Source organism: Roseovarius sp. PS-C2, from assembly GCF_018862045.1.
Lineage (GTDB): Bacteria > Pseudomonadota > Alphaproteobacteria > Rhodobacterales > Rhodobacteraceae > Roseovarius.
In genome coordinates, this window is the sequence record NZ_JAHKSQ010000001.1 from 318,714 (window position 1) to 342,781 (window position 24,068).

Annotated in this window: 20 protein-coding genes; 10 read left to right on the top strand and 10 right to left on the bottom strand. The window is 64.2% G+C overall.

From position 1 onward, the window contains the following. Position 1 precedes the first annotated feature (1 nt). The 9 genes from KPG71_RS01590 to KPG71_RS01630 all read right to left on the bottom strand — a co-directional run bounded on the left by KPG71_RS01590 (position 2) and on the right by KPG71_RS01630 (position 9,139). Positions 2-1,345 (bottom strand): hypothetical protein, encoded by a 1,344-nt coding sequence (locus tag KPG71_RS01590; RefSeq protein ID WP_216336253.1) that lies wholly within the window; start codon positions 1,343-1,345, stop codon positions 2-4. 16 nt (positions 1,346-1,361) lie between these two features. After that, positions 1,362-2,189, bottom strand: coding sequence for an SDR family NAD(P)-dependent oxidoreductase (locus KPG71_RS01595; RefSeq protein WP_216336254.1), 828 nt, complete (start codon positions 2,187-2,189; stop codon positions 1,362-1,364). Beyond that, the gene (locus tag KPG71_RS01600) at positions 2,186-3,691 is read right to left on the bottom strand and encodes a tripartite tricarboxylate transporter permease (RefSeq protein ID WP_216336255.1); all 1,506 of its coding nucleotides are present in this window, start codon (positions 3,689-3,691) and stop codon (positions 2,186-2,188) included. The genes KPG71_RS01595 and KPG71_RS01600 overlap by 4 nt, the downstream gene beginning before the upstream one ends. A 3-nt stretch (positions 3,692-3,694) precedes the next feature. Then, positions 3,695-4,219 carry a tripartite tricarboxylate transporter TctB family protein gene (locus KPG71_RS01605; protein ID WP_216336256.1) on the bottom strand — a complete coding sequence of 175 codons (525 nt, stop codon included), beginning with the start codon at positions 4,217-4,219 and terminating at the stop codon, positions 3,695-3,697. Positions 4,220-4,295: 76 nt separating this feature from the next. After that, entirely contained in the window at positions 4,296-5,279 is a 984-nt protein-coding gene (locus KPG71_RS01610) for a tripartite tricarboxylate transporter substrate binding protein (RefSeq protein ID WP_253196001.1), read from the bottom strand. Between the two features lie 53 nt (positions 5,280-5,332). Next, positions 5,333-6,046: an SDR family NAD(P)-dependent oxidoreductase gene (locus tag KPG71_RS01615; RefSeq protein WP_216336259.1), complete on the bottom strand. Its 714-nt coding sequence runs from the start codon at positions 6,044-6,046 to the stop codon at positions 5,333-5,335. 4 nt (positions 6,047-6,050) lie between these two features. Beyond that, positions 6,051-6,815 (bottom strand): citryl-CoA lyase, encoded by a 765-nt coding sequence (locus KPG71_RS01620; RefSeq protein WP_216336261.1) that lies wholly within the window; start codon positions 6,813-6,815, stop codon positions 6,051-6,053. Between the two features lie 2 nt (positions 6,816-6,817). Continuing rightward, positions 6,818-8,341 carry a class I adenylate-forming enzyme family protein gene (locus KPG71_RS01625; RefSeq protein WP_216336263.1) on the bottom strand — a complete coding sequence of 508 codons (1,524 nt, stop codon included), beginning with the start codon at positions 8,339-8,341 and terminating at the stop codon, positions 6,818-6,820. A gap of 12 nt (positions 8,342-8,353) precedes the next feature. Beyond that, positions 8,354-9,139 carry an IclR family transcriptional regulator gene (locus tag KPG71_RS01630; RefSeq protein WP_253196002.1) on the bottom strand — a complete coding sequence of 262 codons (786 nt, stop codon included), beginning with the start codon at positions 9,137-9,139 and terminating at the stop codon, positions 8,354-8,356. A gap of 439 nt (positions 9,140-9,578) precedes the next feature. On the opposite strand from KPG71_RS01630, the gene KPG71_RS01635 reads away from it, so the two are divergent. The 4 genes from KPG71_RS01635 to KPG71_RS01650 all read left to right on the top strand — a co-directional run bounded on the left by KPG71_RS01635 (position 9,579) and on the right by KPG71_RS01650 (position 16,555). After that, on the top strand, positions 9,579-10,412 hold the full coding sequence (locus tag KPG71_RS01635; RefSeq protein WP_216336265.1) for a hypothetical protein: 834 nt from the start codon (positions 9,579-9,581) through the stop codon (positions 10,410-10,412). After that, positions 10,409-10,612, top strand: coding sequence for a hypothetical protein (locus KPG71_RS01640; protein WP_216336267.1), 204 nt, complete (start codon positions 10,409-10,411; stop codon positions 10,610-10,612). The genes KPG71_RS01635 and KPG71_RS01640 overlap by 4 nt, the downstream gene beginning before the upstream one ends. 24 nt (positions 10,613-10,636) lie before the next feature. Continuing rightward, positions 10,637-14,341 (top strand): hypothetical protein, encoded by a 3,705-nt coding sequence (locus tag KPG71_RS01645; RefSeq protein WP_216336269.1) that lies wholly within the window; start codon positions 10,637-10,639, stop codon positions 14,339-14,341. 270 nt (positions 14,342-14,611) lie between these two features. After that, positions 14,612-16,555: a TonB-dependent siderophore receptor gene (locus KPG71_RS01650; protein ID WP_216336271.1), complete on the top strand. Its 1,944-nt coding sequence runs from the start codon at positions 14,612-14,614 to the stop codon at positions 16,553-16,555. Between the two features lie 57 nt (positions 16,556-16,612). Here the strand turns inward: KPG71_RS01650 and KPG71_RS01655 are convergent, their stop codons facing one another. After that, positions 16,613-16,900: a DUF2218 domain-containing protein gene (locus tag KPG71_RS01655; RefSeq protein ID WP_216336273.1), complete on the bottom strand. Its 288-nt coding sequence runs from the start codon at positions 16,898-16,900 to the stop codon at positions 16,613-16,615. A gap of 145 nt (positions 16,901-17,045) precedes the next feature. On the opposite strand from KPG71_RS01655, the gene KPG71_RS01660 reads away from it, so the two are divergent. The 6 genes from KPG71_RS01660 (at position 17,046) to pcaF (ending at position 23,676) form a co-directional block, all read left to right on the top strand. Continuing rightward, a complete protein-coding gene (locus KPG71_RS01660) occupies positions 17,046-17,954 on the top strand; it encodes a siderophore ABC transporter substrate-binding protein (RefSeq protein WP_216336274.1) in 909 nt (302 codons plus the stop codon). Positions 17,955-17,959: 5 nt separating this feature from the next. After that, on the top strand, positions 17,960-18,904 hold the full coding sequence (locus KPG71_RS01665) for an iron chelate uptake ABC transporter family permease subunit (protein WP_216336275.1): 945 nt from the start codon (positions 17,960-17,962) through the stop codon (positions 18,902-18,904). Then, positions 18,897-19,841 carry an iron chelate uptake ABC transporter family permease subunit gene (locus KPG71_RS01670; protein WP_216336276.1) on the top strand — a complete coding sequence of 315 codons (945 nt, stop codon included), beginning with the start codon at positions 18,897-18,899 and terminating at the stop codon, positions 19,839-19,841. Before KPG71_RS01665 ends, KPG71_RS01670 begins: the two co-directional genes overlap by 8 nt. Beyond that, positions 19,838-20,599 (top strand): ABC transporter ATP-binding protein, encoded by a 762-nt coding sequence (locus KPG71_RS01675; protein ID WP_216336277.1) that lies wholly within the window; start codon positions 19,838-19,840, stop codon positions 20,597-20,599. The genes KPG71_RS01670 and KPG71_RS01675 overlap by 4 nt, the downstream gene beginning before the upstream one ends. A gap of 341 nt (positions 20,600-20,940) precedes the next feature. Then, positions 20,941-22,323 (top strand): RNA polymerase factor sigma-54, encoded by a 1,383-nt coding sequence (gene rpoN, locus KPG71_RS01680; RefSeq protein ID WP_301182879.1) that lies wholly within the window; start codon positions 20,941-20,943, stop codon positions 22,321-22,323. A gap of 147 nt (positions 22,324-22,470) precedes the next feature. Continuing rightward, a complete protein-coding gene (gene pcaF / locus KPG71_RS01685) occupies positions 22,471-23,676 on the top strand; it encodes a 3-oxoadipyl-CoA thiolase (RefSeq protein WP_216336279.1) in 1,206 nt (401 codons plus the stop codon). Positions 23,677-24,068: the final 392 nt, after the last annotated feature.

Genomic DNA, 24,068 nt, shown 5'->3' on the forward strand with positions numbered 1-24,068 from the left:
CTTACCTCTGTAATGAAATGAAAACCGCCGTGGCGCAGAACAGCCCGACCGCCAACAAGGCCAGCACGGTCAGTTTCAGGTTGCCCCTGCGCACCAGGTGCCCCCCGTCCAGACCCATGATCCGGCTGGTGATCAGCACATTGGCGGTAAAGGGCGAGGACGACGCCGTGATGCCCCACCCCATGATCGCCGCCAGCGCCAGCCAGATCAGCGCGGGCTCAGGCACGAGCGGATGAAGGACGCCCAGCAGGATGCTGGCCGACACGATGGGATTGACGGCCCACAACCCCGCGCCGACCATTCCCACCGGCACTAGAGCCACGATCACCGGCAGAAGGATGTCGGGCGGCGCGGCAATCGCCCCGCCAAACGCCGAAATGGTTTCGGCGATCACCGCCCCGAGGAACCCCGCGCCCGAGACGATGACGATCTCGTTCACACTGTTCTCGGCTGTCGCGGCAAGTTCGTGATGCAGCCGGGGCGCGGCCCCGGCCAATGCCTGCACGCCCCACCATGCCAGCGAAAAGCAAAGGACCGCCACCAGCACCGACGCGGGCATCGACAACCCCGCCAGATGGTGCAGCCCGAACGCGACCGCCACCAGCAGAACGACCCTGAGAACCACGCGCGCCAGCACCAGCTGCTCGGGCCAGGACGGCAACGCGCGCGTCAGATCGGCATCATGCGAGGGGCCTTTCGACAAAAGGTAGCCCGCCCCGGCATAGAGCATCGCCGCCGCAATCCCGTAGGGCAGCACCTGAAAATAGCCGACCTCGGGCAGGATCGACAGGGTGATGATCGTCGACAGCGCCAGCGGCGACCACATGGGCATCGCCGCGAACCCGCGCAGCATGGCCAGGGTCAGATCCTCGACCGCGTTCTGCCGCACGAGCGTGTCGCGGCTTTGTGCAAGAAGCGTCGCCATCAGGGCCGCCGCGCCGAAATTCAGGAAGATCGCAAAGACATGCGTGCCGAACATCACGAACAGATACCGCGCCCCGCGGGGACGGTTGGCGACGATGGATGCGGCGCGCCGGACGTCCTGCGCGCGCGAGGCCGCGCGGCTGAGGATGCCGAGCGCCATCAGCAAGGCCCCGAGAAAGATCACGCGGGGCATCGCGTCCGGCGAGGCGAACCAGCCCGTCATCCAGCCGCCGAAAAACAGGACCATGACGATGACACCGATAATCCGTGCGGGCCGGTTGAGCCGCTGCTGGTTCAGCACGGCCAGAACGATCAGCGCAAAGGCCACGGGCACTTCGGGCAGCGGCACGAGGATCGAGGCCGCACCGGCACACAGCAGGCACAGCGCGACAATAGCATTGATCGTGTCCTTCGGGGACATCGGCCTCGCTGCGGGGTCAGCCATCCAAGGCCTGACGAACGCTTGCCGACAAGCCACCGTCGACGATCAGTTCGGTTCCCGTGATATAGCCCGCCCTGTCGGAGGCCAGGAAAACCGCCGCCTCGGCGATATCCCAGGCGCTACCCATGCGCCCCAGCGGGCATTGCCGGGCGCGGGCCTCGCGCATCTGTGCCTCGGTCCTGTCGCCATAGCTTTGCGCAAGGGTGATACCGATCCGGGGTGTGTCGATCAGCCCGGCGATGATCGCGTTGACCCGGATGCCATCCGGCGCCAGCTCGACCGCAAGGGCGCGCGCGAACTGGTTCGCCCCGGCCTTGGTGGCCGAATAGGCCAGATGCGGAAAGCCCGTATGCCGGATCGAGGCAATCGACGAGGTCACGGTGATGACCCCGCGCCCCTGCGCACGCATCATCGGCAGCGCCGCCTGCGCCGCAACGTGCAGCGAGGTCAGGTTGGCGTCGCTGATACGCCGCCACTCCGCCGGGCTGGTCCGGTCGGACGGCCCGCTTTTGCCAAGCCCCACATTGCAGTGCAGGATATCGAGCCGGCCATGCCCGGCCTCCACCGCGCCGACAAGCTCTGTCACGCTGGTATCGTCGAGCACGTCCACGCTGCGGGCTTCGCCCTGGCCGCCCTCGTCGCGGATCAGGGCGACGGTTTCCTCGGCGGCGGCCAGATTGCTGTCGGCGGCCACCACATGGGCACCCGCACGGGCCAGGCAGATGGCGATGGCGCGGCCAATCCCGATGCCCGTGCCGATCGAACCAGCCCCGATCACGAGCGCGACGCGCCCTTCGAGTTCGGATCGGACCGGCGCGTTCATGGCGCACCTCCCGCGCGGATCGCATCGCGCTTGGCGCGTGTCACGCGCAACTCCCGCCGGATACCGACATACAGCGACAGGATCGTGATCGCGATGAAGATCCAGCAGATCGGGCTTCTGAAGAAGATCGTGATATCCTCGGAGATCAGGAAGGACCGGCGCAGGTTGTCCTCGAACAGCGGCCCCAGAATGAACCCCATCAGGAACGGCGCGGCGGCCATGTGGATTTTCATCATGACATAGCCAAGCGCCCCGAAGGCCAGCATCACGCCGACGTCGAACATCTGGCTTTGCACCGCATAGCTGCCGAAGACGCAGAACATCAGGACCACCGGCAAAAGGATATGGCGGGGGATATCGGCGATCTTCGCGAAATACCGGATGGCAAGCTTGCCCGAGCCCAGCAGCACGACGGAACTCAGCATGATGCCAATGAAAATCGCGTAGATGATGGTAATGTTGTCCTGAAACATCAGCGGCCCCGGCGTGAGCCCCTGCAGCATGAACGCCCCGAGGATCACCGCCGTCACCACGTCACCGGGAATGCCCAGCGCCAGCAGCGGAATGAGCGTGGCCCCGGCCACACCGTTGTTTCCGGCCTCGGAGGCCGCGACGCCCTCGATATTGCCCTTGCCGAAGGTTTCCGGCGATTTCGAGGTCCGGCGCGCCTCGCCATAGGACAGGAACGCCGCGGCGGTAGCCCCGGCGCCGGGAATGGTGCCGATGATGACGCCGATAAAGCTGCCGCGGATGATGGACGTCAGGCTGCGCTTGAATTCCTCCAGCGTGACGCGGCTCTTGTCGGCGGTCTTGACGGTGACGGGCGCGACCTTGCGCACGTAGAAATCAATGACTTCGGGCAGCGCGAAAAGACCGATAAGCAAGGGAATATAGCTGACACCCCCCATCAGGTTGAAATTGTCGAAGGTGAAGCGCTGCGTGCCATAGACCAGATCGAGCCCGATGGTCGAGGTCAGAAGCCCCAGCAGGCCCGAGATCAGCCCCTTGGTCAGCGACGAGCCCGAGATCGAGATGACCACCGTCAGCGAGAAACAGATCAGCCAGAAATACTCCGGCGGGCCGAAGGCCAGCGCCAAGCCCGCGATCAGGCTGGCGAAGAAGATCAGCGACAGGTTCGACAGGAAATCCGCGATGCAGGATGCGTAAAGCGCCATGTTCAGCGCCTTGCCCGCCTGCCCCTTCTGGGCCAGCGGATACCCGTCGAGAATGGTGCAGGCCGCCGCCGGAGTGCCCGGCGCACGGATCAGGATGGCGGTGATCGACCCGCCGAACACCCCGCCCTTGTAGACCCCGACCAGCAGAAGGATACCGGTCACCGGATCGAGATTGAAGGTGAAGGGCAGCGCAAGCGCCACGGCCATCGTGGCCGTCAGCCCCGGAATGGCCCCGACAACCACCCCCAGGCAAACGCCCGCGGTGATCGCCATGAGATTTCCAAAGGTGAAGAACAGTTCGAACCCGGTTGCGATGTTTTCAAACATGAATCACATCCAGTCTTCGAAAATGCCCGTCGGCAGGGGCACCTGCGCGACATGGGCGAAAAAGAGATAGACCAGCAGCGGCACGGTGATCCCGACCCCCAGCAGGATGACCAGACGCCGCTCGCCGCCGATGGCAAGCAGGGCGACGGTGACCAGAACCGAGGTCAGAAGCATGCCCAGCCGGTCGGGCACCAGGAGATAGACCAGCAGCAACGCACAGAGCATCAGCAGGCGGCTTTTCCATCTGGGGTGAACGCCCGACATCATGTCTTCGTCTTCGCCGGGGATATGCGGGGCAAAGATCGCTTCGAGCATGTGGATCAGCGCGAACAGGCCGATGGCGATGGTCAGAAGATACGGCAGAAAGGCCGGCGACAGCGGCAGGTGCTTCACCGAGGACGGCGTCGTGACCCCGGTCGGTATGACGATCAGGGCGAACAGCACCGACGCCGCAAGCGTGAGGGCCGCAAAGACGATCTCGCGGCGGCGGCCCTTGTGGGCATCGGTCCGGGTTGTGTTTCCGCTCATGGCTGACCCTCCTCCTGTGGTGTCAGTCGGCGGTGGCGGCCCGTCGGGGGCCGCCACGCATGATGATATCGCAGTGTTACTCGACGGTCACGCCGGCCTCGTCCACGACGGTTTTCCAGCTCGACAACTCGCTGGCGATGAAGTCGCTGAACGCCTCGGGGCTGCCGCCCTCGATCTGTGCGCCGCGCGTATCGGCGAACTTGACGAACCCGTCGCTGGCGATGACCTGATCAAGCGCATCGGACAGTGTGGCGACAATCGCCTCGTCCGTCCCCGCAGGGGCCAGCAGGCCGAACCACGACCGCGCCGCGAACCCGTCGAGTTCGGGAATGTCCAGCTCATCCAGCGTCGGCACGTCGGCCAGCTTGTCCGAGCGCTCCGGCGTGGTCACCGCCAGGGCGCGCAGCGCCCCCGACTGGATATGCGGCATGGCCGACGGCAGGTTGTCGAACATCACGTCCACATCCCCGGCCAGCAACGCGGGCACGGCCTCGCCGCTGCCACGGAACGGCACATGGGTCATGTCGGCCTTGGTGCGGGACTTGAACATTTCGCCCGACAGGTGGATCGAACTGCCCACACCGGACGAGCCGAAGGTCTTGCCCTCGGATTGCGCCGCGGCAAGGAATTCGGCGGCGGTCTGGTAGGGGCTGTCCTTGTTGACGACCATAACGTTGGGGATCGACATCAACAGCTTGATCGGCGCGAAATCCGCGACCGGATCGTATTGCAGGTTCTTGTAGACCGCAGGCGCGATCCCGTGCGACGACACCTGCCCCATGAAGAGCGTGTAACCGTCGGGGCGGGCCTTGGCCGCCTGCGTGGTGCCCAGGGTCGCCCCGGCGCCGGGGCGGTTTTCGACCGTCACCGTTTCATCCAGCACCTGGCTCAGGCCATCGGCCACCTGACGGGCCAGGATATCGGTCGCGCCACCGGCGCTGTAGGGCACGATGATGGTGATACGCTTGCTCGGGTAATCCTGGGCCATGACCGATGTGCCGAGGGCCAGCATCGAAACGGCGCCGGCCGCAGCGATGATCGTTCTTCTGGAAAGTGTCATCTTCTTCTCCTCCATTGGTGAAAACTCCTGTTTTCCGGGTTTCCGGATGCTGTTCAGGCAGATCCGATCGTCATACCTCCGCAGACGAACAGAACCTGCCCCGTCACGAATCCCGATCTCTCCGAACAAAAGAACGACACGGCATCGGCCACATCTTCGGGGTTTCCTGTGCGCTTGACCGGAATGGACTGGATGATCCGGTCCGTGCGCGGGTCACCGGGCGGGTTGACCTTGTTGAAAAGTTCGGTGGCGATCGGCCCCGGACCGACGGCATTCACCGTGATCCCGTGCTGGCCGAGTTCGAGCGCCCATGTTTTCGTCATCCCGTGCAGCCCGGCCTTGGTTGCCGAATAGGCCGAGCGCAGTTCCTTGCCCAGCGCCACACGGCTCGAGATGTTCACCACCCGGCCCAGCCGGGCCTCCTTCATCGCGGGCAACACCGCCTGCAGGCACAGGAGCGGCGCACGCAAGTTGACCGCGGCGACCCGGTCGACCGAATAGGGATCGGTCGATTCCACGTCGGCCGGCTCGACGATGCCCGCATTGTTGACCAGCCGGGTCACGCGCCGCCCCTTGCAGAAGGCCCCGAGCGCGGACTGAACCGCCTCGACATCCGACAGGTCCAGTTCCAGAACCTCGTCGGCGACATCGTGTTCGGGGCGGACCCGGTCCACCACTGCGACACGCAGCCCGTCGGCCTTCAGCCGTTGGGCCACCGCCGCCCCGATCCCGCGGGCTCCGCCTGTGACGATTGCGAAATCCTGCATTGGCTCAGCTTTCAAAGGGCATGGCTTTGTCGATCGTCTCCCAGATGAAACGACCCGACGGTTTGCGCTGTTCTTCGGCGATATGGGCGACAAGCCCCGCAGCGCGGGAAATGACGGCGAAACCGCGCATCAACTCCACCGGAATGTCCATATCCCCGAGCAGGGCCGCCGTCGCGCCGGTGGCGTTGATGGTGATGTGGCGCTGGAATTCGGCATCCACCGCAGCCGACAGGGTCCGAAGCGCCGTCAGGTAGCGGGGCGTTTCGCATTCGGCCTCGCCGATCTCCAGGAGCCTCAGCGCACGCGGATCGTCGGGCGTGTGCAGGTGATGGCCGAACCCCGGCAGATGCGCCTTACGGGCGCGGTGCTCGCGCACGATCTCGGCGGCGCGGGCCGCCTGGGCGTCGCCCTCCAGATCGACCAGTTCCGCCAGAACGCGCGCGTTGTTCTCGATGGTGCCGACAAACTGGCTGCCGACCGCAAGAAGGCCCGCGGCCACCGCGCCCTGAAGGTTCTCGGGGGCGGACATGTAGATCGAGCGGGTGGCGATGGCGCTCGGCGTCAGCCCGTGCTCCATCATGGTGATCAGGATCGCATTCATTACCCGTTTCTGGGCGGGCGGCACATCGCGCCCCAGGATGTGCTGCATCATGACGGTCACGAAATCGCTGTCGCCGGTCAGCAGCTCATCGACCAGGTTGCGGTCGCGATAGAAAATCTCGGTATCGGTATACCGGCAGAGCGATGTGGTCGGAGCGGATTTTGACATGATTAACCTTCCTTGAGTGCATCGGCGCTCTGCGCCATGTGCTGTTCGGCAAGCTGCGTTTTCTGGAGCTTGCCGATCGCGTTGCGCGGCAGGCTCTCGACGAAGCGGACGGATTTGGGCGTTTTCACCGGCCCCAGCCGTTCGCGGATGAAGGCGATGATCTCGGCCGGGGTGACGGATTGCGCGTCGCGCACCTGCACGGCGGCATGGACGGATTCGCCCCATTTGTCGTCGGGAACGCCATAGACCGCGCAATCGATGATATCGGGATGCTCACCCATCACCGTTTCCACATCGGCGGGATAGACATTGAACCCGCCGGTGATGATCATCTCCTTGGCGCGGCCGCGAATGAACACATAGCCGTCCTCGTCCTTCAGCCCCAGATCCCCGGTATGCAGCCAGCCGTCCACAAGGGTCTTGGCGGTCACCTCGGGCTGATCCCAGTAGCCGGTCATCAACAGGTCGCCGCGGATCACGATCTCGCCGGTTTCCCCGACGGGCAGGATGCGCCCCTCGTCATCCATGATCTCGACCTGCGTCAGGAACGTCTCGCGCCCGACCGAGGCGCGCTTTGCCGGGTTCTGCAACTCTTGCGCGGAAATCATCGTGGCGATCTGCGGCGCTTCGGTCTGGCCGTAGGTCGAGGCAAGGCACGGGCCGAAAATGCCCTGCGCCCGCTCGATGGCGTCGGGGCGCATCGGACCGGCCCCGTAGATCAGGTTCCTGAGATCCGCGTAATCGGACTCGCGCACGTTCTCCAGCTCCATCAGCATATAAAGAACGGTGGGCGGCACGAAGGTGGTGGTGATCCCGGCATTTTGCAGGAAATCCAGCGTTTGCTCGGGGCGCGGCCTGTCGAGCAGAACCAGCGTGCCCCCCGTGGCCAGCGTCGGCAGGATGTAGGTCGAGGTGCCATGCGTGATCGGAGCCGCCGCCAGATAGCGCTGCCCCTCGGCAAGCGACCAAGCCGAAATCTGGATCGCGATATTCGTGTTCCAGGCGCGATAGGGTTGCATCACCCCCTTGGGCAATCCGGTGGTGCCGCCGGTGAACTTGATCGCCTGCGTGGCGCTCAGCGGCATATCCGCACTCTCGGGCGCCTGCCCCATGTGCTTTTCGCACAGCGCGATCGTGGTCTCGGGGCCGCCCGCCGGATCGGACATCAGGAACCGGGTCTCGGCCCCGGCCAGCTTGTCCACGGTCTCGGGCTGGGCGATGACGATGCTGGCGCCGGTGAATTCGACCGCGCGCACCAGTTCGGCCTTGGCGTTCATCGGCTGAAGCGGCACCCAGACCTTGCCGGCGGCCAGAACGGCCAGCCAGCTGATCAGGTGATCCACAGAGTTGTAACAACAGATCCCGACCCGCGAGCCGAACGCGGGATCGAGCGTCTGCAACCCCGTGGCCAGCGCCTGAACCCGGTCGTGAAGCGCCTTGTAGCTCAGCGCCTCGTCGCCGCGTTCAACGGCGATGTGATCCGGCCAGAGCCGTGCTGCGCGATCGAAGAAATGGATAGGATACATGCTTGTCTTGCCTCAGGTCTTGAGCCCGGCGCGGTTGAGCGCCTGTTCCATCACGGCCACGATTTCTTTCCGGCGCTGAGGGCCCATGCGCGACTTGCGCGCCGAAACCGACAGCGCCGCCAGAAGGCGGTCGGAGCCATCGAACACGGCCACCGCAATCGCGCTCACATCCGGGATGATGATCGAATTGTTCACCAGATACCGGTGCTTGCGCCAATGCCGCACCATGGATCGGACCTCGGCCGTGGAGAGGTCGCCATAGCGTCCGTAAACCTCGCTGTTGGAGCTGATCAGGCGGTCGCAGCTGTTCTCGGGCAGCGCCGCCAGAATCGCCGCGCTACCGGCCCCCACGCCGAGGGGCCGCCGGGACCCGACCTGCAGCGTATTCGCCCGTAGCGGGGTGGTCCCCATCACCGCGTCGATGCACAGGGCCTCGTCGCCGAACGGCACCGTCAGGTAAACGGTTTCGCCCGTGACCGTGGCGGTTTCGGCCAGCGCGGGATGCAGTTCCATGCGCACGGCATCGAACTGCCGCGGCGATCCCGGCGCACCGGCGAGATCGAACAACCCGATGCCGAGCGTGTATATCTTGGAATAGGGATCGAAGCTCAGAAGCCCGCCATCGACAAGCCCCTGCAACAGCCTGCGCGCCGTCGCGGTCGTGAGGTTCGCCTTGCGCGCCACCGTCGACAGGTTGACGCCCGTCGCGTTGCGTTCCGCCACGATGGGCAGCAGCCGAATGGCTTTGGCAAGCGACGTCTCGGCGCGCTGGCCGGAATCTGCGTCCAGTGTGGGCAATGGCCCCTCCCCCTTCAGGACAGGCCAATCGAATGGCCCTCAAACAGGGATGAAACTTGTCCGGCAGGCCGCGAGAGTCTATCAAATTTTTATCATATATCGAATTTCTTTTATCATATGTTGATATATATTTTTTTATACAATTGTTTTATATAGTTTATTTTATCATGAAAATCAGGGGCGCACTATCCCAAAAACCGGCTGCCCACCCCTTCCGTCCCCGGCAAATGACGAAACATCCGCCGCCAGCCCTGTCATGAATCACATCGTTGCGGGAAAACCGGCGTCCGCTCCCGGTCTGCCGAAAGACGCAGGATTCCGACAGGCCCGCCGGGCGCTTTGGATATGGAGTTGAGTTCTCTTACCCCCCTGCTAAAGTATAGGGTGTCTTTTCATCGGTTCGTTGCTCATGCGGTTTTTATTTTTGCTCTTTCTCGGCATGTTTATTGGCATACAGCCCGCTCAGGCTGACTGGACCCTCGCGCCGAATGGAAACTGGATATCCCAAACCCCCACCGCCATTGGCGTTTCGGTGGATGGCGTCAAAGCGCTGTCGCTGACATGCGCCAACGGATCGCCGCTGATCTACACCAGCGGCTATCCGGTGACACCGGGCCAGAACCGTCAGGACAGTTTCACCGTCACCGTCGAAGGCCGGGATTTCCCGGTAACCGGCGAGCATTCACCGCCCGATGGCCTCTGGACGGGCATCCCCCCGGCGGGGCTTGTCGACGCCCTGAAAAAGGGGCGGGTGGCGGATATCCGGCCGCCCGGTCAGGGCAAGGCGCGCATGTCGCTCAAGGGCTCGTCGAGGGCGATTGATGCGGCGCTGGCGGGATGCATGCCCGTGGCCGATCAGGCCTCCTCCTCGCCAACCGGCGGCGGAACCGGCCGTATCGTCCTGACCGGCGCGCTGATCGCCGAGGCCTGCGGCGGCGCGTTCGACATCGCCGAAGGGGCCGAACTGACGGGCCTTCTGGATGGCGACGACAAACCCGATATCGTGCTCGACTGGGCGGGCGTGACCTGCGCCGACAGGTCCAGGGGGCGCGGCGCCGGGCGCTGCGGCATCAACATGTGCTCGGTCGAGGTGTTCTTTACCCAGACCCAGAGCAGCCAGCAATTGTTGGGCTTGCAGCCGCAAATCGTGAACCGCGCCTTCGGCAAATCCGCGCTGCGCACGCTGGCGCTCAGGCCCTCCTGCCCCGACGGTGCGCTGGAATGCGTGGTCGACTGGCGCTGGACCGGCACAAGGCTGGAGCCCGCGCAATGAGGTGGCTCGCCTGTCTCCTGGCCCTGTCGCTGGCTCAGGGGGCTGCGGCGCAAACCGAACTCGATCTTTTCGGCGCGATGGTCCAAGGCCCGGACGGCGCGGCGCTGGCCACGGCGACCAGCGTCGGCGGCGCCCCGATGGACCTGCCCGGCCCCACGACCCCGCAAGGCGGACCGCTCGGGGACACCTGCGGCCCATAGACACGACGGAAAAGGAACATGACGATGATCTTTCGGACAGTCTTGGTGATCCTGATCGCCCTCGGCACCGCAGCCCAGGCCCAGATGGCCGACAAGACCGAAATCGCCCGCACCCTGTTCCTCGAGGCCATCCGCGCCGCGCCTTCGCTGGCCAATGAAACCGATCCCCGGCGTTTTGCCCTGATGACCTATGTCGATCCCGGATCGTCCAAGACCTTCGGGCAACTTCCCACCGCCGAACAGCAACAGAAACTCGACGCCGCCGGGGCCTGGATCAGGCAGCAACTGCAACAGCCCCCGGCCCTCCCGCTGAAGATCGAGGTCGCCCTGCCCGCCGCGATTGAGGTGAACGACGACGGCACGGTGCGGCTCAGGGCCGGCAGCGGCAAGCAGCCCAAAATCGTGTCCGGCACGCTCGACGCGCTCAAGGTTCAGGCGCCGCTGCAATCGCCGGGCGTCGAAATCTATCCGGTTCAGCCGTTCGACCTGAGCGCGTTACGCCCGCCCGCCGCCGTGCAGGACCGGCTCGAGGGCCTTGCGCGCTCCCGTCAGGGCGTGATGATCGTCGCGCAGCTCACAATCACCCGCATCAATCCCACCGTGCAAACCCGCGTCACCAGCGCCGCCGGACGGGTCGAAACGCTGGCCATACATGAAATGACAGCCGTGAACCGCGAGGTGGTGCCGGGCAACCTGATCTGGACCCTCCCGGCACCAGAGGCCGACGCCGACAGCGTGACGCTGGCCAATGTCGAACAAGCGCTGCGCCTGCGTTCGCGCGACGGGCGGTATCTGGACGAACGGCAGGGCGGGGCCAGCGCGCTCAATCAGCTGATGCAATGGCGCGCCCTGACCGCCCTGCCCATCGAAGAGGTCCTCTCCCGCCGCCTCAGCCCCGAGCTGTTCTGGCAGGCCTATCTGCAAATGGCCCCGCGCGCCCTGCAAGACAGGCTGATCTCCCCCGACAAGCTGTCTCCGGGCCGGGATCGCTTCGCCCCGCATATCAACGACATCGAACAGCGCAACCTGGAAGACCGGACACTCCGCGCATTGCTGCCGCAGATCGCCGCCGTCCTGCCGCAAGACCCGATTGCCGTCACCTCGACCGTCGCCGTTCCGATGTCGGATTACGATTTCGACAAGGGCGGCTTTGCCGTGACCTTCCGCGCCGGTGGCTGGCTTCTGGGAACGCAGTATCCGGTCGTCAGCGGGCTGCCCGATTTCTTCAGGATCGGCCAGAACGAAGCCACCCAGATCCTCGACCGGATGGCCATGATCGACGGGCCGGGGCGGAAATTCCTGACCCTTTATGCCGAACTGGGCCTTCGCGCCCGCGAAACCGTCTTTGCCCCGGACGGCCCCATCGGCCTGCCGCGCATTACGCCGGGGTTCGATCTGAGCGCCCTCAGCCTCCACGCCGGGTCGAACCACCCCGATCACGACTCGTTGCAGACCAACAAGCTGCTCGATCTCGATCCGCAAGACTATCGCGGAGCGGAACAGCCGATTGCGGATCGCGACGAACTGGCCCTCTGGGGCGAACTGTCCGGTGATCCGGGCGCGCGGGGCGAGGATCTGATCGCCGCCGCCCTGCAGGTGGCCGAAGATCGGGCCGCCTTCGCACAGGCGATGAACCGGCGCGGACAGGCCGATGACCCGCTGGCCGCCGCCCAGGCACTGGCCATGCCCGACCCGCCCGTCCTGACCGGCACGATGACATTCGTCAAACAGGGCACGGGCTGGAGCGCGAACGGCTTTCGCTGGACCTACCGGAGCAACGAAAGCGGCCTCGACGCGCCGCAGGTCGAACTGGCCGATACCGCCATCCTGACCAATCTGCCGCTGAGCGACGCGCAGGACAGCGCCATGCAGGCAATCGGCGGCTCCGTGCAATACCGTGCGCTGTTCACCCCCGTCACCACCGCCATCAAGGGCGGGCGGCCCACCGTTTTCGTCCGCCTGCAGGAAATCGCCCTGTTTTCGCACCAGAAGGACGAAACCGGCCTGCCCCTTCTGCGCGTCATCCTCAAGGAAGCGCCCGGAACCGCCCAACCCGAAACACCGCAAAGCGCGGAATTGCCGGACCGGCCCGAAATCGTGATGCTGGATCACGATTTTCTCGATCTGCTGCAGGTCCGCGAAACGGGAGACTCGCTGGACGAGGCGACGCTGGACCGGATGTTTCTGGATCGCTTGCACCGCGAATTGCGCACACAAAACGACGCCGACCTGCCCTGGGGGCGGTTTTTCGATCCCATCCCGCAGCGCCTGAACCGGGTCGAACGCGCCGCGCTGCTGCCCGCCTTCCAGGCCTGGCAGACGGCCCGCGCCGCCGCCCTGCCCGAGCGAGTCATGCTGCGGGTGGCGACCAACCCGATTTCGGCGGGTTGCGCGGCGCTGAGCTATGCCCATCCCTCGCAGGTCAACGGGTTTTCGCCCGGTGTGAAAACGATGCTCGAAGGGCTCGATTACGCCGCGTTGGCGCAATCCGTCGGGAATACGCTCGGCATGCTCGAAAAGACCGCGCAGAAAATCCCCGAACGCAAACCCGTTCTGGCCGACACCCGCCTGACGCAGATCGGCGGGCGGCCCATCTATCAGCTCTATCGCACGGCCCGCCATCCCAGCGTTTCCGCCTGCGTCGGGCAAGAGCGCCTGGATGCCGTGACCGACGGCTTCGATCCCGCCGCCAGCCAGACGACCGATGCCGTCATCGTTCTGAACCACCCGATCCTGATCGCGAACGAGCGCCGTCAGGTGGTTGAAACCCGCCATCTGGCCCGTCTCGCCGATATCGCCTTCGTGCCCGGCACACCGGCAGGACCCGGGCCGCAAAATGCGGGCACCTTCCGCATCGACCTCGACGTGACCGACAGCATATTCTACGGACAGGACGCGCTGCCGCAGCGCCATATGCCCAACCCCACCGGCAAACCCGTGCGCCTGTCGGTTGCGCAGGTCGAAAGCCTCCGCGTTCCGGCCCCGCAGGTGAGCGACATCAAGGGCATGGGGCTGGAGACATCGGCGGAAGACATGGAAATCGCGCTGATCGCCAACGGCACGGGGCAACGCGCCTATGCGCAGAGCTTTGCCCGCCAGATCTCCCCCAAACCCGTCCCCGGATCGGGCACCCTGCCCGCCACCGAGGCGATCACCGATGCAACGATGCTGATCGACCTGCCCGAACACGAGGCGATCCTGTCGCTCTCCGACAGCCGGACCGGAACACCGCGTCTCGGGCTGGGACGGATCAAGCTGTACGATCCCGCCGCCGTGACCTCCGACGGGCTGGCCGGGGCGCTCATCAAGAAATACGGCGAGCCCCGCTTTGCCGAAGCGGACCGCCGGGGTGGCCGCCAGCTCAATCGCTATATCTGGGGCTATCACCCGGCCATTTCCATGCCCTACTGCCTGCCGCAGATGAATGAAACCGCCGGTCGCCAGATGCGGGACACCTTCAGGATCGACAACGACGAAGACCGCCGTTTCCTCGATCTCGCCAATGCCCTGACCTGGCCGCAATTCGGGTCGCTGACCCAGGCCGGTCCGGATTTCGGCCTGTGCCAGCCGATCGTGATTGCCGAAATCTCGACCCATGCCGACAAACTCAGCCTCAGCACCTGGGTGATCGACCCGGCAGTCCTGTCCGGGCTTGAATGGGGTGGTGACGACGACACGCCCAAAACCGCCGGGGAGTTGGCGAAGGAAGCCGCCGATATCGACCTCTGAATGCACCGCCTGACTCGGGCACTTGCGTCCATGTTGGACGCATGTGTTCCGGCAGGCCCCCGGTTTCGTACAAAACCCGCGTACACTTCGTACGTTTCGTACAATTTCCACGCCCGGTTTCCCCGCCACACCGCACCAAAGAGTCCCAAGAATCTTCTGGCGCGGCTTGACCTGACAAAAACACTAGGATAACGCGTCGCCAGAACAGCCAGACGCCGTGCAACCCCGTGCGCTCCAGCCAATTTCATAATATTTCGCTGAGGGACACACATGACACGGATCACCAAGGGGCTGTTGCTCCTGTCTGCCTGCGGTTGGGCGGGCACAGTTCACGCACAAGACGGCACGGCCTTCGATCTCGGGACCATCCGGATCGACGCCAACGAGGCCCAAGCCCTTCTGGGCAATGAAGAAATCGACGCCGAAGACCTTGAAAACAGGAACCCGGCCACCACCAAGGACGTGTTCGCCGGTGAGTCCTCCATCACCGCCAGCGGCGGCGCCTCCATCGCGCAAAAGGTCTATGTGAACGGGATCGAGGAAAGCCTGCTCTCGGTCACCATCGACGGCGCGCGCCAGAACAAGTCGGCGTTTCACCACACCGGCAACGTGCTCTTGGACCCCGCATTGCTGAAACGGGTCGAAGTCAGCGAAGGCATCGCCCCCGCCGACGCCGGCCCCGGCGCACTGGCAGGCCAGATCGCCTATGAAACAAAGGATGTCGGCGACCTTCTGGACGACGGCGACAGCTTCGGCGGATTCTCCAGCGTGACGGGTGGCACCAACGGTTATGGCGCGCGCGGCACGCTGACATTGTTCGGCCGTCAGGGCGGCTTCGAATGGCTGCTCAGCGGCACCCGTCACAAGGGCGACGATTACGATGACGGCGCGGGGCAGACCGTCCCCGGCACCGAGGCCGACCTGACCGACTACATGCTGAAACTGGCCTATACCGGCCAGGGCGGCGGGCGGCTGGAATTCTCGGCCTCGCAAACCGAAGACACCGGCACCCGCTCGGCACAGGCCGGACCGGGCGGCCTGCTGTACACGCGGCCGGATTTCGCAGCGGTGGTCGGGCGCAACACCTCCTTCGTCGAGGCCCTGTCAAAGCGGAACTCCTACACGCTGACCTATACCGACGAAACGCCCGAAGGCTGGCTCGATCCGACGGTGCAACTGTCTTATAACGAACAGGAAATCGACGCCTCCGGGGTCTGGGGCCTGAACACCAGCCTCAGCGGCACCGTCAAGAACGAATGGGCCATTGGGAACGGAACGATCACAGCCGGGTTGGATTTCTTCGATGAAGAAGCCAAAGGCCACAGCCGTGTTCCCGGCTCTCTGACGGGCAAGGAAAAACTCAGGAATTACGGCCTGTTCGTGCAAGCCCGGCAGGATCTGAGCGACCGCGTATCGGTATCCTACGGCGCGCGTTTCGACACGCAGCGGTTCACGGCGGCCAATGGCATGGTGTTCAAGGATAACGGCATGAGCGCCAATGGTGCGGTGGATATCATCCTGTCCGACAGTTGGACCCTGAACGCCGGCGCCGCGACCAGCTGGGGCGGGTACGAACTGGGCGAAGCGGCCCTGATCGATCCCACCGCCTGGACCTATGCGGGCTTTACGTCGTCACGCGCGAACTCCGCCCGCGCCGGTCTGCGCTATGCCCGCGGCCCCTGGGAGGTCAGCGGGGCGCTGTTCTATACTGAGGTGAACGACGTCAACGCCGTCCTGCCCACCGCCGGCAATCGCGGCGCGACAAGCGATCTGGTTTCGCAAGGCTTTGACGGGTCCGTTTCCTATCGCGGCGCGCAAGGGTTCGTTCGTATGAACTACACCTATGCCGACGTGGAACTCGACGACACGGCCATCGGCTCGACCGCCTATTACCTCGGGCGTCCGGCGGGCCATATCATCGGTCTGGAAGCGGGTTATGACATCACGCAGGAATGGCGTGTTGGCGGCAACGCGCAGATCGTTCTGGAAAACGACGATATCACACCGTCCCTGCCCGCCTATGAAACGGTCAACCTCTATACCAGCTACAAACCGGCCACCCTCGACGGGCTGGAATTGCGGCTGGACGTGTATAACCTGTTCGATCAAACCTATGCCGCGCGCAGCTCGGACGGGATCGACATCCCCTCGCGCGTCGTTGCCCTGAACGAACCGGGGCGCACCTTTGCGCTGACGGCCAGGCTGAATTTCTGATCGGCGAATACGGAAAACCATCAGGGCGCGCCGCGATATCGGCGCGCCCTGTCGTATTTACCGGGCCTGCCAGCCCATTCCCTTGAACGCCTCGCGAAACGCAAACCGTTCGAGATGATCGTCGATGATATGCCGGGCAGCTTTCAGCCCCGCCTCATCCGGTGCGCAAATCTCGACCCGCAGTTCGCTTGCGGTCGCCCTCAGCCGCGCAGGCCCCGGCGGCAGCGCGGCTTCGCCACTTTGCGCGTCATAGCGGACCTCGACCTTGTGGGCGAAATGCTTGCACAGTTGTTGTAGGTATTTGCTGGCGTTTTCGGTCGCGAAAATCCCGATTTCAGAGTACATTTTTCCGGTCACATCCAATTCCTGACTATTTTAGGTCAATTAAGCCCTTGCAGTCGCCCGTTGCAAGGGCGTATTGCAACCGCAACACCGCGCCGCCAGCCCACGCCAGCCCCGCGCCCACTCACCTTGACCAAAGGATGATCCGATGCGTGATCTGTTCGCGATGGCTGCCGCGTTTGCCTTTTGCTGCGTCTCCGGCGCGCTGGCCCAAACCCTGACCGTGGACACCGCCCGTGGCGACGTTGAGGTGCCCTCCGCCCCCCGGACCATCGCCGTGTTCGATGTGCCCGCAATCGACACGCTCGAGGCACTCGGCGTAGCGATCGCAGGGGTGCCCGCGCCGCTCTATCTGCCGTATCTCGACGATGTGGCTGCCGAAGCCGAACAGGTCGGCACCCTGTTCGAACCCGATTACGAAACGCTGGCGACCATGGCCCCCGACCTCATCATCGCGGGGGGGCGCAGCTCAGAGCAGGTGGACACGCTGGCGCGGATCGCTCCGACCATCGACATGACCATCTGGGGCGGTGACATGGCCGCGCAGGCCGTGGCCCGCACCACCGCCTACGGCACCATATTCGACCGTCAGGACCAGGCGACCGCGCTCAACGCGGCATTCACGGCCCGGCTGGCCGAAGCGCGCGAGGCCGTCGCGGGCAAGGGCAACGCCCTGATCCTGCTGACCAATGGCGGCAAGATTTCCGCCTATGGAGACGACAGCCGCTTTGGCTGGTTGCACAGCGCCACCGGCCTGCCCGAAGCCTATCCCGGCGTGTCCTCGCAAACGCATGGCGAGGCGGTGTCGTTTGAATTCGTCGCCGATCTCGACCCCGACTGGATACTGGTGATCGACCGCGGCGCAGCCATCGGCGCGGCGGGTCAGGCCGCGGTGGCGACGCTGGACAATCCGCTGGTTCAGGGCACCACCGCCGCGCAAAGCGGGCAGATCGTTCATCTCGATGCCGGCCCGATCTATATCGCGGGCGGCGGGATGCAGTCGATGATGCACACGCTGGATGAACTGATCGCCGCCTTCCGGGCCTCCGGGGGCTAAGCCCGGTGCGACTGCCGCTGATCATTGCGCTCGTGCTGGCCGCGCTCGTGACGGCCAGCCTGTGCATCGGTGCCGCCTCGCTGTTTGCCGGGGATCTCGACGCAGGCTTCCTGATTGCGACCAGCCGTTTTCCCCGCACCGCCGCCGCGCTGCTGGCGGGCATGGGGCTGGCGCTGGCGGGGGTCGTGGTACAGCAATCGGTGCAGAACCGTCTTGTCGAGCCCAGCCTGATCGGCACCCCCGAATCCGCCATGCTGGGCTTGCTGGCGATCACGCTGACATGGCCCGGTGCTCCGATCTGGATCAAGATGTGCAGCGGCGCGCTGGCGGCGCTGGCGGGCATGGCCGGATTCCTTGGCCTTGCCCGCGCCCTGCCCCGGCACGATCCGATGCTCTTGCCCATCGTCGGCATGATCTATGGCGGCATCCTGATGGCAGTCGGACTGTGGCTGGCATGGGTCACCGACCTGATGCAGTACCTGGGCACATGGCGCCTGAGCGAATTTTCGGGCGTGGTGCAGGGGCGGTATGAGCTGCTCTGGGGCATCGCCGGGCTGGCGGTGCTGCTCTATCTGGTTGCCGACCGCATCACTCTTCTGGGCCTCGGAGAGACACAGGCCCGCAGTCTCGGCCTGAACTATGGCCAGACCCGCGCGCTCGGGCTGGGCATCGTCGCGACGATCATCGCGCTGGTGGTGGTGACCGTGGGCACCCTGCCCTTTGTGGGGTTGGTCGCCTCGAACATCGTGTCGCGCTGGCGCGGCGACAACCTGCGCGCCAACCTGCCGGTGATCGCGGCCTTCGGGGCGGGCGCGGTGCTGTCCGCCGACATTCTGGGGCGCCTCATCCGCTATCCCTATGAAATTCCCGCCGGAACGATCTTTGCCGTGGCCGGGGCGGGCATCTTCCTGTGGCTGCTCAATGCCGCCCCGGCGCGCGCCCATGATTGAACGGCGGGTGACATGGCTGGCGCTGGCGATGCTGGCGCTCTCGGCGGGCTTCCTGCTGTGGCAACTCAAAGAGCCCACCGGGTTCATCCTGACGCTCAGGGGCACCAAGCTGGCCACGTTGGTCATGGTCGGCGCGGCCACCGGCGCGGCGACCATCCTGTTTCAGACGGTCGCCGCGAACCAGCTCCTGACACCGGGGCTGGTCGGGTTCGATGCGCTCTACGTGTTTCTGCAAACCCTGCTGGTGTTCCTGCTGGGCGGTGTCGGCTATGCCGCGATCCCCGCGGCAGCGGGGTTCCTGGCCGAAGCCGGCCTGATGATGCTGGTCGCCGTGATCGTCTTTCGCCTTTTGTTTCGCAATGGCGGCGATGACGTTATCCGCATCCTGCTGACCGGCGTCATTCTTGGGATCATGCTGCGCGGGCTGGCCGAATTGCTGCAACGCCTGCTGGACCCGGCGGAATTTTCCGTCGTGCAACAGGCCAGCTTTGCCAGTTTCAGCGCGGTCAGTCCCGCGCAACTGGCCATCACCGGGACGGCACTGAGCATCACCCTGTTTCTCTGTGTGCGCATGGCACCCCGGCTTGACGTGGCGGCGCTTGGGCGCCCCGTCGCGCGCGGCCTCGGGCTGGACTACGACCGGTTGATCATGCAGGCACTCGCGCTGGTGGCGGCGCTGGTGGCGATCTCGACCGCGCTGGTCGGTCCGCTGACATTCCTGGGGCTTCTTGCCGCCAGCCTTGCACGCGAACTGGTGCCCACGCATCGCCACGCATGGCTGATCCCCGCCGCCGCCCTCACCGGGGCGCTGATCCTCGTTGCCGGGCAATTCGTGTTCGAGCGCCTTCTGGGCCAGCAATCCACCCTGTCGGTGATTGTCGAATTTTTCGGCGGGCTGCTGTTCATCGCCCTGATCATCAGACGGAGAACCCTATGATCGAGGTGTCCAACCTGTCGTATTCCGCCGGTCAGGCGCAGATCCTGCGCGACATCAGCCTGACCATCCCGCAGGGCGGGATCACGGCCATCATCGGGCCAAACGGTGCGGGTAAATCCAGCCTCCTGCACTGCATCGCGGGCCTGTTGACGCCATCGTGTGGGCAAGTGCGCATCGACGGCCTCGACCCGTTTGATGCCCCGCACCGGGACCGTGCCCGCGCCGTCGCTCTGTTGCAGCAGACTCCGCGCATTGCCACACGCCTGCGGGTCCGCGAGCTGGTCGCCTTCGGGCGCTGGCCGCATCACGGAGGCCGCCCCGGCCCCGAGGATACGCGCCTGACCGAAGAGGCCCTCGCCACCTTCGACCTGACCCCGCTGGCCGAACGGTCACTCGACACCCTCTCGGGCGGGCAACGTCAACGCGCGCTGGTTGCCATGACATGGGCACAATCCGCGCCATGGCTTTTGCTGGACGAGCCGCTCAACGCGCTCGATCCGAAATATGCCCGTGACCTGATGGAACGCCTCCACGATCTGACCCGCCCCGCCCCCGAACAACGCAGCGTCGTTGTGGTGATCCACGACATCAACGCCGCCGCCGGCTGGGCCGATCATGTAATCGCCCTCAAGGATGGGGAAATCGGTGCCAGCGGCCCCTGCAACGACATCATGACCCCCGCGACCCTGAACGCGGTATTCGGCATGGCGTTCGATGTCATCGACCACAATCAACGGCCCGTCGTGGTTGCGCGGTGAGCGGGCCGGTTCGGCCTTGCCCCACTCGATGCGCAGCTAAGTCGAACAGACCTGCCAGCAGCATTTTCTCTGCGCTAAGTGATTATTCAAGCAGGCGAACGAAATAGACTTTCGAAACTCAAGGCGTCCCAAAGAAGAACAATTCCCGCGAAAACTGACTGCAATGCAGACAGCCCAAAACGAGAGGGCGATGCAGGACTGTTCCCCCGACCTAAAAACTGACAAGATTTATGGAAGATGCATTTTTGGCACGATTCTTGCTATGTTAATTATTCACAAGCCCGCTCTATCCGGACGAGGAGGGACGGAGAGCGGCGCAGGCAAATCTGGGGGGAGAAAGCATGCACCTGCAAGCGACTCAAAACCTGAGCCAGTCTCAGTCTTTGAAAATCACGGCGCAGGCGATTCAGTCGGTCAAGATATTGCAACTCGGCAGCCAGGAACTCAACGAACTCCTGCGCGATGAGGCGGAAAGCAATCCGTTGCTGGACGTGCAGTTTCCCGATGCGCATTCCCGGTCTTCCGACGAAAAATGGCGGCCCGCCGATACATCGGCGCGTCCATCCACGTCAGGGGACAACATATCGGCAACGGATATCCCCAGCATTGCCGACACTCATGCCCACCATGTCAGCCTGCGAGAACACCTGCATCAACAGGCAGCGATCACGTTCCATAAAAAACACGACAGGACCATCGCCTTCGAAATCATCGAGTCGATCGAACCGGACGGATATTTTCGACGAACCGCCATCGAAATCGCCGACACCCTGAAAACAAGCGAACCGCGCATCCTTCAGGTTCTCGGCAAAATACAGGAGTTTTCACCGTGCGGCGTCGGCGCGCGCGATCTGGCGGAATGTCTGCGCCTGCAACTGACCGAACGCGGGGAACTGACCCCGAAAATAAGCTGTTTTCTTGAAAACCTTCCACTTCTGGCCAATTACGAGGTCGACAAACTCGCCCGGAAATGCGGCTGTGACCGGGGGGGCGTCATCGAAATAATCGAGCATTTGAAGCGGTTGAACCCCGCACCGGGGCGGCAATTCGATACAAGCCCCACACCCCTGGCCATGCCCGATATCATCGTTCGCTACGACACCGCAGACGACTTCAAGGTCGAGTTGAACACCGATCTCTTGCCCAAAGCACTGATCGACCGGGACTACTATGCCCTGATACGCCGCCATTCACAGACGCGCAGCGACAGAAAATTCATTGCCGACTGCATGAAGAGCGCGACCTGGCTGACCAAGAACCTGGACAGGCGCGCCCAGACCATATTGCAGGTGGCCAGTGAAATCGTCATCCAGCAGCGCGATTTCTTCGTCCACGGCGCGGACCACCTGAAACCGCTGTCGCTCAAGGATATTGCAGAGTCGGTTGGCCTGCATCAGTCCACGGTGTCCCGCGCCATTGCCAACAAGTATATCCTGAGTCCGCGCGGTCTGACCTCACTGAAGTTCTTTTTCTCCGAGGCGGTTCCGGTGTCCCAGACCCGCACGCAGGTCTCGGGCGAGGCCGTCCGCAACAAGATCAAGGGCCTGATCGAAGCGGAAATCGCCGGGGCGGTCCTGTCCGATGACGGTATCGTGGAGGAGCTATCGCGCAACGGCATCAACATCGCCCGCCGCACCGTTACCAAGTATCGCAAGATGATGCGCATCCCGTCCTCGGCGGTGCGCAAGAGGATCAAGAGAACACAGAGCGTTTCCATTGCCTGACGACCGGATCACCGACATGCCGTTCCGGCTTTCGAGGGATGCAAGCCCCGTGTCAGGCGACACCCAAACCGAAAAGCGCCCGTTCGTATCGGGTCTCCCCGACCTCCATCCGCACACACGACACCCTTCAGATAACAGGAACACATGATGCAAGACGTCTTTATCTGCGACTACATTCGCACACCGATCGGCCGCTTCGGAGGCGGGCTGTCCACAATCCGGCCCGACGATCTCGGGGCCGTCCCGCTGCAGGCCCTGATCACCCGAAACACCGCGGTAGACTGGGCGGCGGTGGACGATGTGATCTATGGCTGCGCCAACCAGGCTGGCGAAGACAACCGCAATGTGGCGCGCATGTCCCTTCTGCTGGCCGGGTTGCCGGAAACGGTGTCGGGCACCACGATCAACCGGCTCTGCGGATCGGGCATGGATGCGGTGATCACCGGAGCGCGCGCAATCCGCGCGGGCGAGGCCGATCTGATCGTCGCCGGCGGCGTCGAAAGCATGAGCCGCGCACCTTTTGTCATGCCCAAAGCCGAAAGCGCCTTCTCGCGTTCGAACGCGGTGTATGACACGACCATCGGCTGGCGTTTCGTCAATCCGCTCATGAAACAGCAATACGGCGCGGATTCGATGCCCGAAACGGCCGAGAACGTGGCCGGGGATTTCGACATCAACCGTGAAGATCAGGATGCCTTCGCGCTCCGCTCACAACAGCGCGCTGGGCGGGCGATGGAAAACGGACGCCTTGCACAGGAAATCACCACCGTGTCCGTTCCGCAGCGCAAGGGCGATCCCCGTCAGGTGACAACCGATGAACACCCGCGCCCGGACACCACACTCGAAAAGCTCGCGAAACTGCCTGCACCGTTTCGCGACGGCGGGACCGTTACGGCGGGCAACGCGTCGGGCGTGAACGATGGGGCTGCGGCCCTTGTTCTGGCGTCCGAACAAGCCGCCAAGGCGCACGGCCTCACCCCCATTGCCCGCGCCCTCGGCGGGGCGGCTGCCGGCGTCGCCCCTCGCATCATGGGGTTCGGCCCGGCCCCGGCCTCACGCAAACTGATGACCCGGCTCGGGATGACCGCCGAGGATTTCGACGTGATCGAACTGAACGAAGCCTTCGCCAGCCAGGCCCTGGCCACCATGCGCGACCTGAAGATCGCCGATGACGATCCTCGTGTGAATCCCAATGGCGGTGCCATCGCCTTGGGTCATCCCCTGGGCATGTCCGGCGCCCGGCTTGCAGGCACGGCGGCCCTGGAACTCAAACTGACGGGCGGGAAAAAGGCACTCGCCACCATGTGCATTGGCGTCGGCCAGGGGATCGCCATCGCGCTCGAGGCGGTCTGACGCCTCATTTTGCGCCCTCCGACAGCGGATACTTCATTGCAATGTCCGCTGTCGGCCAGCACCGGATGACCTGAATCAAGACACTTTAAATTCAGGCATACCGACCGGGAACAAGCGCCGCGCAAATCATTTTTCTGCCGCCGCGCCGACACCGGAAAAAATTGCCCGATCACGCCCCGCCCCCGCGATAAAGACAAAAATGGAACAGGTCTTTAACCCAAAAACGCCAGTTCCCCGGCCACAGCACACGAAACAAGGGTGCCGCCGACATCTCCCGCCCTTTCCGGGATAAAAATTCACGCCCAAAATTAAATAATGGCACGCATTTTGCGTCACTCCCTGTGGCCGTCGCAGTGACGTGACCTTCAGTTTACCTGACCCTAGGGAGGAGA